Origin of the sequence: Streptococcus moroccensis (assembly GCF_030812835.1) — a bacterium.
In the GTDB taxonomy this organism is placed as follows: Bacteria; Bacillota; Bacilli; order Lactobacillales; family Streptococcaceae; genus Streptococcus; species Streptococcus moroccensis.
Genome location: NZ_JAUSTM010000037.1, coordinates 1 through 10,128 on the forward strand (window position 1 = coordinate 1; position 10,128 = coordinate 10,128).

Consider the following 10,128-nt stretch of genomic DNA (forward strand, 5'->3'; position numbering starts at 1 on the left):
TGGAGTTTTTTGGTATAACCAGCGATGCGCACCCGCATAGCGGGTGGTTTATTTGTTTCGCACCTGCGGAGCGAAACGGACTGAAAGTCACATAACCAAAAGCCACCCGATTGTTGAAAACGGGTGGCTTATTTATTTTTTCACTGAAATGGATTAAAAGGAGTTTCGTTTTTTGAGTTGTATTTGTCTAAACTAGTTTATTGTTTGGTGTTTTTCTGGTATTTTGGGTGACTGATTGGTGATTTTTCAATTTTTAACCATGTGCCAATCTTGCTAGCAAGTTCTTTGGTCATTTCAAAAGCGCCAGCAATTTGTTCTTTACTAATACCGTCAACATGGACACCTGAGGTAATCACACAATTTTGCGGCAACAACTCTGCTATTTCTTCCAAAAGAACATCAGCCAAAACGTCATCTTTATGAAAACGCCCTGAATGGCTTGGAAAACGCACCACTTGCTTGTCCGCATTTTCTTTACAATAAGTGGTTACTGTGCCAATATGAGGGTGGCTTCCGCCTGTCAATTGAATAAACAAGTCAGCACCAATATAGTCAACCTGCGCTTGAATAGAATACCCATAGTCTGTCACTTCAAATGTTGCCATCTAATAACCATCCCAACGTCCAGCATAATCATTGCGAATGTGCAAAGCATCTAGCAATTTAGCAGTATTGTGGTCGATAATATCTTGCAAAGTCTTAGGATGATTGTAAAAGGCTGGTACAGGCGGAATGATTTGTACACCCATCCGTGATAATTTTGTCAAATTTTCCAAATGAATCGTATTTAACGGTGTCTCACGTGGGACAATGATGAGTTTGCGTTGTTCTTTTAAAGCCACATCAGCTGCGCGACCAATAAGATTGTCTGAAAAACCGCAAGCGATACCTGCAACAGTTTTCATGGAAGCTGGAACAATCACCATACCGTCTGTCAAGAAAGAACCTGAAGCAATTTTGGCACCCAAATCCTTGTTAGAATAAAGCACATCACACAAACTGGCAAATTCATCATGTGACATATCGAGCTCCAGTTTTAAATTCTCATGTGCCCAGTCAGACATGACCACATGCGTTTCAATGTCAGGATATTCTTTTAGTTTCTTTAATAAATTGATAGCATAGATTGTGACTGAAGCGCCAGAAATAGCTACCACAATACGTTTTTTGCTCATAAGCACCTCACTTTTGTAATGAATACTCACTGAAAATCAACACTAGACTAAACAATGCAAATGCAGATATAACCGAAATTCGTCAAAATAAGTCAACAAGCTCTAAGTCTGATTTTCAAAGCGTATAAGGACAATCGTTTTTTAGCTTGCCACTTGCTTAGATAGCGTACCAACGACTACCAACTTAAAAATTCTTAATTGAAGATGACCTAGGCTATGCAGTGAAATCATCCAGTGGATGATTTCAGCCCGAACCAAGAAAAGGGAGAGTGAGGGGTTGGAAATCTGTATCGTTAGCTAGTTACTACTAACCGTAAACGACTGAAAACTTTGTCACCTTAACAGTCAACCACATCTTTCTAGTCATTCTGGCAGGGTTAAGCAGAGGAAATCATAGATTTCTGGCTTACCACCATTTTTTCTTTGCTCTTTATACGCCCTTTGTCTCTTAAAATAAGAGGTTGGAAGATTAGCTCTAGCCTCTTATTCATGATTACTTGCCTTATCTTCTATCTCATTTTATCAAATAATGTCAGTTTCATTAGCTAAAATGAGTTAGCAATTAATCTAAATATTTTTTCCAATCAGGAACTTCTTTAAATTTAGCACGTTCAAATTGGTCTTTCATGTCAAATGGTACTGTACCGTCAAGGACAAGTTTAGATGACATTCCTCGTACACGGATGTGTTCTGGTGAATATTCTGGACGTTCTGATGGGTCAAGTGGGTGGTTACGCATACCTTCCAACGACATAATATCTTTGTGGGCTTGGAAGCGTGTATTGATTGTCCACATGACATCATTCATATCAAAGATATCCACATCTTCATCAACAAGGATAACTGTTTTGAGTTCTTTGAAAGATGAGAATGCTAGCAATGCAGCTTGACGTTGAATACCTTCATCTGCAGGATTTTCTTTGCGGATTTGCATGATTGTCATCAATTTACCGCCACCAGCTGGTGGATTGTAAACATTAAGCACTTTACCAGGGATAGCTTTATCAACCAAGTTAAGGATAGAAGCTTCTGTTGGAATACCTGCCATTGACACGTGTTCTTCAGAAGGGCCAATTGTTGTTTGCATAATTGGATTATCTTTACGGTGAGTGACCGCTTTAACTTTGATAACATTTAAAGCTGGATTGGCTGGACCATTGTAACCTGGGAATTCAGGCATGGCATGACCTGTGTGCGTATTAATATCTTCTTGAATTGTTTCATTTGGAAGGATTTCACCTTCAATGATAAATTCAGAACGTGCAATACCAACTTCATCAACAGCGATAGAATCAACCAATTGAACAGGTTCGTTACGAAGCGCACCTGCAACCCAAAGTTCATTGTAACCAAGTGGTGTCGTTGGTGGTTCAAATGTTGCCCCAATCAAGATAGCAGGGTCAAGACCAATATTGATTGTAATTGGCATTGGTTTGTTAAGTTTTTGATATTCTGACAAGAAAGCACCAATGTGACGACCGCCAGGCATGATATAAATACCAATAGTATCTTTATCTTCCAAAACCATACGGTGAATTGTAACGTCACTCATTGATTTATCTGGCGTTGAACCATAAACCAAACCAGTTGTGATGTAAGGTCCTGCATCGTATTCTGTATTTGTTGGCGCAGCAATGAGCTTACGAATATCAAAATCATCATCAGTTGCTAAGTGAACAACTTCTTGAGCAGGTGCTTGGCCCTTAGAAACTTTAACAGGTTTCACTGGATTTTCAACGGCTTTGTTCAAAAGATGTCCAAGGTCTTTGTAATCATGATGAAGAATTTGACCAACACGTTTACGGCTTGCCATTGTACCAATATTGACACGAACATTAGGAAATCCCTTAATGTTATTGAAGGTCATTGCTGGACCTTCTTGAGTTGGACGTTCTACGGTACCGCCAGCTCCGATATAACGGTAAACGCCAGAAATTTCAGCGTTTGGATCGATTTCAACATCCGTTTCATGGTATTGTCCTGGAATTTCTTTAAGTTCTTCCAAGACTTTACGCAAATCATAAGGTTGTTCTGACATAAGATTTACTTCCTTCTTAAAGATTTCATATTAAAAGTGTAAACCTTCAATCACCGATAAACAATTCAAGTTAGGCGTTTTCCTATTCCTGTTTGGAATATTTTTCTTGCATTCCTTTCCAAAATACATCCAAAGCTGGTGTTGTTTTCTTCTTACGACGGATTAGATTCATTTCTGACACCATATCAACCTCCAACGGACGACAGATAATTGCTTTCGTTTTATACGGTGCAACCAATTTTTCCATCATCACCGAAACACCCATTTCTTTTTCAATAAAATCAATGATGAGATTGATACGATTTCCTTGATAGCCCATTTTCGGTTCAAAACCATAAGTATGACAAAGTTCTCGTACATTTTGGAGCAACTGCGTTTTATTGCCAAGTTGGAAGAATGTCTCATCTTTCAATTCAGCCAAATCAAGTTTTTCCTTGTTGGCTAAGGGATGATTTTCAGGCAAAACCAAGACAAAACGGTCATAATCCAAGGTTAGACTATCATAAATATCAGGAGCAGCTTTGGTAAAAGAACGCGTAAAGACTGCATCGCAGATGCCATCATCAAAACTATGCATCAGCTGGTCAGCCTCTTCTTCCTCGACTACAACCGTGTAATCAGGATACTGCTTTTGAAAAGCTGCAATATCTGAAATAATAGGATAAGAAGACATACTCGGAATACCATGAATGGTTAGTTTATGTTTTTCTTGTTCAGACAAATCCTCTAATGTCTCTTGCATTTCTTGAAAAGTGCCCATAATCTTTTGAACATAAACTCGCACAATCTCCCCTTCTTCTGTCAGAGAAATTTGACGATGTTTACGATTAAACAAAATCACACCCAACTCTTTTTCAAGCCCAATGATTTGCTTTGAAATGCTTCCTTGCGTTGTATAAAGTTGTTCTGCTGTCTCGGTGTAATTCAATGTTTCACACAAGCTAAGAAAGACTTGAAATTTTTGGAAATTCATTTCCTGCTCCTATTCTTAATACTATTCCATTTTAGAATAGTATATCACAAAAATCTGAATTGTTTTTTAAAAAGTTGGTGTTAAAATGTAACAGAAAAGAAAGAATTCACAATAATAGAACACGGTCTAGCAGTCAACACTAATGTTTTCAAACTGTTAATGACTTTGTTCTTATGAAGGAGGAAAATTGTATGCCTACTGGCGTCATCATTAATTCCCTATCAGTCGTTTTTGGAGGGCTCCTAGGTGGTCTTGTTGGAAACAAATTATCAGAAGACTTCAAGACACAAATCAATATGATTTTTGGGGTCTGCTCAATGGGAATGGGGATTTCATCTATGGGATTGATGAAATACATGCCCGCTGTTATATTTGCCATCGTTATCGGAACAGAGATTGGACTTGCACTTCATCTCGGTGATTGGATTAACAAAGGCGGTGCCCTCATGCAACGTAGCATGGCAAAAATCATGCCAAACGACCATTCATCACTATCTCATGAAGATTACCTTGCTACCTTGTTAACTGTTATCGTACTTTTCTGCGCAAGCGGTACTGGTATTTATGGTAGTCTAGATGCAGGAATGACTGATGATTCAACAATCTTGATTTCAAAATCAATTTTGGACTTCTTTACAGCAGCTATTTTTGCTTGTAATCTAGGTTATGTGGTATCACTTATTGCCATTCCACAATTTATCATTTTCTACTGCCTTTTCTTCTTGTCAGCCTTCATCGTGCCACTTACAACACCTGATATGATTGCTGATTTCAAAGCCTGCGGTGGTTTTCTAATGCTTGCCACAGGTTTCCGTATGGTCAAACTGAAAATGTTCCCAATTGCCGACATGATACCAGCCATGATTCTCGTCATGCCACTTTCTTGGTTCTGGGTTAATGTTATTTTACCATTGCTATAATAACTATCATTTTTAAACATTCAACATGTCACATACGTAGAGAGATAAAATTATTGTCGGAAAGAAACTTTCATCTCTTTTTTATTTTCAATAATCATACCTATTCAAGTTATTGAAGATTTTTGCTGTTTCAGGATTTTAGATTAGCACATTGTTAAATCAAGTGCCACATGTTATATACTGAATTAGAATCCTTTGATCAGATTTGTGCTAACATAAACAGAATATTTGAAAAAATCTCCAGCAGTCATCCTCCAACCATGCATCAGATACAGAATATTGTAGGAAGCTGATTCATCGTCCACATCATACCCTGGAGGAAGATAAACATAGGCTACTTTTTCAATATCTTGGTTAGCATCTGAATAATCTTTGCTATTATAAGTAACCTCTTCAATTGTTCCGCCATTTTCTACCTCCTCCAAATAGGACAGAGGCACATCTTGCGTTTCTTGCATTCGATTACTTGAATTATTGGCAGGTGTCTGCACTATATCTTGTCTCATTTGTAAATAAATCCAACTACCTACCGCTATAATAAGGAATAATAGACTAAGAACCACTATAATTTTTTTATGTTTCATATCCATTTCTACATTTCTTAGCTTGCCCCCTGTCCACCATCAACACCGTAAATAGCACCTGTCACAAATGAGGCTTGTTCAGAACCTAGAAAGACTGCCAGACTTGCAACTTCTTCGGGACGTCCAAATCGGTGCATAGGGATTAATTGAGAAATAGCCTGCTCATGTGCCTTGGCTTCTTCATCTGATAAATCGGTTAAATTCCAAATATCTGTGCTAATGGCACCTGGTGCAATAGCATTGACGCGGACACCATCATTTGCCAACTCCATGGCCCAGACCCGTGTAAAGTTTTCGACAGCTGCCTTAGCACCAAGATACATAGACATATTTGGACCACGGTGCTGAGCGCCAACCGTTGATAGGTTAATGATATTCCCTTTTGATTGAAGAATAAACGGTAATGTTTGAATCGTGACATCCAATAAAGCCCGCACATCAAGAGCAAAGGCACGATCATAATCTGACATTGTCAACTCTTTAAGTGGTGTAACAGGTGCCCAACCTGCATTATTAACTAAAATATCCAACTGACCATTAAAGTCTGATCGAATTGTTTCTGCGATTTTAGTCACGTCTGCTGAATTAGTAATATCTGCTACAACATAACTAATTGCTTCATTAGCTTCAGAAACTTCTTTCAAGACTGCTTCACGACGGCCAACAATGATAACCTTGGCCCCTTCTTTAGCATAACTTTCTGCAATGGCACGACCGATTCCTGATCCGCCACCTGTTACTAAGGCAAGTTTATTTGTAAATAATTGAGTCATATTCGTTCTCACTTTCTTTTGATAATAGTAGTATAGCCCTAAAATAGCGGTTTGAAAAATACCAAAAATCTATATTAGTATTCAAAAATGAATAGTCAAATTTCAAATTAAGGCATCAAAAAAGTCAGTTGACCCTTGTCTAACTGACTCTGAGAATATAAAGTTATTAACTTAGTGCTAAGTAATCCTCTTCTGACACTGGCCCCAACCACTCTGTTTTGGTATTGTCCCCCGGAACTTCTAAGGCAATATGTGAAAACCATGAGTCACTTTTAGCTCCATGCCAATGTTTGACATTTGCTGGAATAACAACAACTTTTCCAGGTTCAAGACTGACTGCTTCCTTTCCCTCTTCCTGATACCAACCTTGGCCAGCAGTACAAATCAAGATTTGCCCACCACCCTTATCTGCTCGGTGAATATGCCAATGATTACGACAAGCAGGATCAAAGGTGACATTGGCCAGAAAGAGTGGCGACTGGTCATCAACAAGCGGATTGAGAAAAGACTTTCCATCAAAATACTGTGCAAAGGACACATTTTCCTGCCCTTGTCCAAAGATGTTTTCTTCATCAAACCTTACTTTATCTGACATTTTTTATTTCTCCTCTTCTGTCCAAATGTCTTTTGCCAGACGAAAGACTGCCCAAGCCTTTGGCCAGCCCGCATAAAATGCGACGTGGGTGATAACAGCCACAATCTCTTCTTTTGTGACACCATTATTTTTGGCATTTTGAAGATGATGCTCTAGTGAACTGTCTGTAATTCCCTGAGCCATCAAGGCCACAACTGTAATCATACTACGTTTCTTTAAATCAATAGCTGGGTTATTCCAGTTTTCTCCAAACAGAATATCATCATTAAAATGAGCAAATTCTGGCGCAAAATCCCCTAGAATTTCACGCCCAGCAGTCTGTTTAATAGTCATTATTCTATTCCTTTCATATCGGAAATCATACAAAGTGAAAAGGTTGGCAAAAAGCATCTTCCTTCCCTTTTCTCCATTTAGTTTTCTCCATTTTTTCTCTGTTCAATCAAATGCAAGAACATGTCAACTGTTGAAGCATCTTGGTGATTGAAAAACAGACTTTCTTTTGTATCAAGTTCTGCAATGGCTGTCATATCTTCATCCGTTAAGTTAAAATCAAAAACATCAATATTCTCAGCCATACGCTCTGGTTTTACTGATTTTGTCAAACAGACGATACCACGCTCCACCTGCCAACGAACCATAATTTGAGCTGTGGACTTACCATATTTTTCCGCAATCGCCACTAGTGTCGGATGAGAAAAGATGCCATTTCTACCTTCTGCAAAAGTAGCCCATGACTCCATCTGAACATTGTTTTTGATCATATTCTCTTGTGCGAAAATCTGTTGATTAAACGGATGGGTTTCAACTTGATTGACCTGTGGTGTGATTTCATTAAAAGCCACCAAATCACTGAGACGATCTGGATAGAAATTACTAACACCGATAGCACGCAGTTTTCCTTCCTTATACAAGTCCTCCAAGGCACGATAAGAGCCATAATAATCTGAAAATGGCTGATGGAGGAGCATCAAGTCTAGATAATCTAAGCCCATGACCTCCAATGAATGTAGAACAGCTTTTCTCGTTTTCTCATAACCGTAATGCTCTAGCCAGACTTTGCTAGTAATAAAAAATTCTTCCCTTGGCAAACCTGATTCTGCGATAGCTTCACCAACTTCTTTTTCATTGGCATAAGACTGAGCCGTATCAAAATGACGATAGCCAACCTTAATAGCATTAAGTACGGCCTGCTTGGTTTCACTGGCAGGAATTTGGAAAACACCAAAGCCAAGAATTGGCATCTTCACTCCATTGTTCAAACTAACGTGTTTCATAGGATTCATCTCACTTTCTGAATTCATTATAATCCTATTTCATTTACCTGTACAATAGCAAAGAAAAATAGCAGTATTCATTTTTTTAATACTGCTATCTATTCTAAACCTAATCCTCATTCAATTGCCTTGGAATCACAAGAACTACCAGAGTCAAAAGAACGGAAAGAAGCATGGCCGGCGGAAAAATAGTAGCTGACTAGACAAGACCGACGACTTTCCCAATCGTATCAAAGAATATCCATTTCTTCATGTCTTCAATTCGTTGTTTTAAGAGAAGATTGTTTGGATCATCTTGATAAAGCGAACGATAAAGACCTCTGTTTGAAACGGTAATGAATTAGACAATCAGGCTATAGACAACTTTTGCTAATGAAGCAAAAAAGTTGTTCCGTAATGCCCAAAATCCTTCTACAGTTAATGAGTCCGGGCATTCCAACTCCAAGACCAAAATCGTCAAGATAATAGCCAATACGGCATCTACAAATGCAGATATTCTTCCTTATTCATTGCTATATCTTCTCCCCTATTCTATAAAAAAGGGTGAAGCGATAGTACCAATCACTTCACCGATCATCGATTACTCTACGTTTTCTTTCAACCAATCTTCAATGTGCGCTGCAATCTCATCGCTATTCTTATCTTGGAACATGAAGTGAGTATTTCCTTCAATACCTTCTTTGGGTAAGTCAACGACACTTGCATTGCCACCTTCTTTCTCAATAGCATCCGCAAAGTCATAGGCGGTTTGACGCATTGCTTGCCACATACCTATTGCTTGAATGTCCGCATCACCATCACCATAGTAGAAGGTTACTGGGATATTTTTCTCGACAATGGCTTTGAACTCGTCGCTATCGGTACTTGGTGCCCCACCTGGTTCAATGGCTACAATAGCACCAATATTGTCTGTATAGCGAGCGGCTGTCCACCCAGCTGCCCCACCTTGTGAGTGAGTCACAACAATCGCTTTTTTACCTGTTCTTTCATAGACTTCATCAATTGTTGCCGCTAAAGCACGAGATACGACTTCATTATCATAATCAGCACCCATATCTGACTGCATACCTGTATCTGGCGTCATTTGGCGGAAGAATTGATTCAATGATTCTTCGTCATTTGGGAATTGTGAATTTTCATAGACTTCAGATTGACCATTTTCCCAACGACCAATACGGAATTGGGTGTACCAACGCTGGTCAAGCGTTTTTGTGGAGATATTTCCTGCAACAGAGGTTTGACCTGCTGCACCACGACGAGGTTGATCAACGAGATAAACACTATGTCCTTCTTTTAAGAAATAATCTGACCAACCATCACGACCGTCTGGAGTTGTTTGCCAACCCATACGAGATTGAACATACCCATGTAGGAAAATCATTGGTGCCTCTGTTTCATCCTCTGGAACTTGATAGAGAACATTGGCATGGTCAACGTGAGAAGTCTGACCGGCACCGGTTTGCTCTCATTGATTAGCTGGGTCAAAAGTTCCTTCAGAAGTTGTCACAGTCCCGCCAGCTGAGAAAATTCCTTGATCCGCGATGCGAAGTACAGTACTATCAGTATTCGCTGAGCTTGCAGTCGAATTGCTGGTCGAATTTGCTGAGCAAGCAGCTAGCAACGTTTTACTGACTATCCTATCTACAATCTCTTTATCAATTAATTAATATATAATACTTGCAACAAAACACATAGAAAATATTCAGATTGAAGACAAAGTCCTTAGATTACAGTTTCTAAGGGCTTTTTGGTTGAAATAGGAGTATACTAAAAGAAAAGGCTTTGCGAGGAAGCGT

11 protein-coding genes and 1 pseudogene are annotated in these 10,128 nt (G+C 39.0%); 1 reads left to right on the plus strand and 11 read right to left on the minus strand.

The window, feature by feature from the left end:
• Window positions 1-197: 197 nt before the first annotated feature.
• The 4 genes from lpdD to J2S23_RS10760 all read right to left on the minus strand — a co-directional run bounded on the left by lpdD (window position 198) and on the right by J2S23_RS10760 (window position 4,186).
• On the minus strand, window positions 198-605 hold the full coding sequence (gene lpdD, locus J2S23_RS10745) for a prenylated flavin chaperone LpdD (protein WP_012962284.1): 408 nt from the start codon (window positions 603-605) through the stop codon (window positions 198-200).
• Window positions 606-1,175, minus strand: a complete 570-nt coding sequence (locus J2S23_RS10750; protein WP_307122720.1) for a UbiX family flavin prenyltransferase — start codon at window positions 1,173-1,175, stop codon at window positions 606-608.
• A 562-nt stretch (window positions 1,176-1,737) separates the two neighbouring features.
• A complete protein-coding gene (locus J2S23_RS10755; protein ID WP_307122721.1) occupies window positions 1,738-3,213 on the minus strand; it encodes a UbiD family decarboxylase in 1,476 nt (491 codons plus the stop codon).
• Between the two features lie 82 nt (window positions 3,214-3,295).
• Window positions 3,296-4,186: a LysR family transcriptional regulator gene (locus J2S23_RS10760; RefSeq protein WP_307122722.1), complete on the minus strand. Its 891-nt coding sequence runs from the start codon at window positions 4,184-4,186 to the stop codon at window positions 3,296-3,298.
• Window positions 4,187-4,377: 191 nt separating this feature from the next.
• On the opposite strand from J2S23_RS10760, the gene J2S23_RS10765 reads away from it, so the two are divergent.
• Window positions 4,378-5,106, plus strand: coding sequence for a DUF554 domain-containing protein (locus J2S23_RS10765; RefSeq protein ID WP_307122723.1), 729 nt, complete (start codon window positions 4,378-4,380; stop codon window positions 5,104-5,106).
• Window positions 5,107-5,291: 185 nt separating this feature from the next.
• Here the strand turns inward: J2S23_RS10765 and J2S23_RS10770 are convergent, their stop codons facing one another.
• From J2S23_RS10770 to J2S23_RS10800, 7 genes and pseudogenes are all read right to left on the minus strand, one after another.
• Window positions 5,292-5,612 (minus strand): hypothetical protein, encoded by a 321-nt coding sequence (locus J2S23_RS10770; RefSeq protein WP_307122724.1) that lies wholly within the window; start codon window positions 5,610-5,612, stop codon window positions 5,292-5,294.
• 95 nt (window positions 5,613-5,707) lie between these two features.
• Window positions 5,708-6,463 (minus strand): SDR family NAD(P)-dependent oxidoreductase, encoded by a 756-nt coding sequence (locus J2S23_RS10775; RefSeq protein WP_307122725.1) that lies wholly within the window; start codon window positions 6,461-6,463, stop codon window positions 5,708-5,710.
• A 166-nt stretch (window positions 6,464-6,629) separates the two neighbouring features.
• Window positions 6,630-7,058 (minus strand): cupin domain-containing protein, encoded by a 429-nt coding sequence (locus J2S23_RS10780; RefSeq protein WP_307122726.1) that lies wholly within the window; start codon window positions 7,056-7,058, stop codon window positions 6,630-6,632.
• 3 nt (window positions 7,059-7,061) lie between these two features.
• Window positions 7,062-7,391, minus strand: coding sequence for a carboxymuconolactone decarboxylase family protein (locus J2S23_RS10785; RefSeq protein WP_307122727.1), 330 nt, complete (start codon window positions 7,389-7,391; stop codon window positions 7,062-7,064).
• Window positions 7,392-7,468: 77 nt separating this feature from the next.
• Window positions 7,469-8,332, minus strand: coding sequence for an aldo/keto reductase (locus J2S23_RS10790; protein WP_307122729.1), 864 nt, complete (start codon window positions 8,330-8,332; stop codon window positions 7,469-7,471).
• Between the two features lie 376 nt (window positions 8,333-8,708).
• A pseudogene (locus tag J2S23_RS10795) lies at window positions 8,709-8,828 on the minus strand (TMEM175 family protein); the annotation flags it as partial.
• Window positions 8,829-8,912: 84 nt separating this feature from the next.
• Window positions 8,913-9,713: an alpha/beta hydrolase gene (locus J2S23_RS10800; RefSeq protein WP_307122728.1), complete on the minus strand. Its 801-nt coding sequence runs from the start codon at window positions 9,711-9,713 to the stop codon at window positions 8,913-8,915.
• Window positions 9,714-10,128 lie beyond the last annotated feature (415 nt).

Excerpts from the sequence above, each read along its gene's own strand:
- lpdD (WP_012962284.1), bottom strand. The coding sequence starts at position 605 with ATGGCAACATTTGAAGTGACAGACTATGGGTATTCTATTCAAGCGCAG.
- J2S23_RS10750 (WP_307122720.1), bottom strand. The coding sequence starts at position 1,175 with ATGAGCAAAAAACGTATTGTGGTAGCTATTTCTGGCGCTTCAGTCACA.
- J2S23_RS10755 (WP_307122721.1), bottom strand. The coding sequence starts at position 3,213 with ATGTCAGAACAACCTTATGATTTGCGTAAAGTCTTGGAAGAACTTAAA.
- J2S23_RS10760 (WP_307122722.1), bottom strand. The coding sequence starts at position 4,186 with ATGAATTTCCAAAAATTTCAAGTCTTTCTTAGCTTGTGTGAAACATTG.
- J2S23_RS10765 (WP_307122723.1), top strand. The coding sequence starts at position 4,378 with ATGCCTACTGGCGTCATCATTAATTCCCTATCAGTCGTTTTTGGAGGG.
- J2S23_RS10770 (WP_307122724.1), bottom strand. The coding sequence starts at position 5,612 with ATGAGACAAGATATAGTGCAGACACCTGCCAATAATTCAAGTAATCGA.
- J2S23_RS10775 (WP_307122725.1), bottom strand. The coding sequence starts at position 6,463 with ATGACTCAATTATTTACAAATAAACTTGCCTTAGTAACAGGTGGCGGA.
- J2S23_RS10780 (WP_307122726.1), bottom strand. The coding sequence starts at position 7,058 with ATGTCAGATAAAGTAAGGTTTGATGAAGAAAACATCTTTGGACAAGGG.
- J2S23_RS10785 (WP_307122727.1), bottom strand. The coding sequence starts at position 7,391 with ATGACTATTAAACAGACTGCTGGGCGTGAAATTCTAGGGGATTTTGCG.
- J2S23_RS10790 (WP_307122729.1), bottom strand. The coding sequence starts at position 8,332 with ATGAAACACGTTAGTTTGAACAATGGAGTGAAGATGCCAATTCTTGGC.
- J2S23_RS10800 (WP_307122728.1), bottom strand. The coding sequence starts at position 9,713 with ATGATTTTCCTACATGGGTATGTTCAATCTCGTATGGGTTGGCAAACA.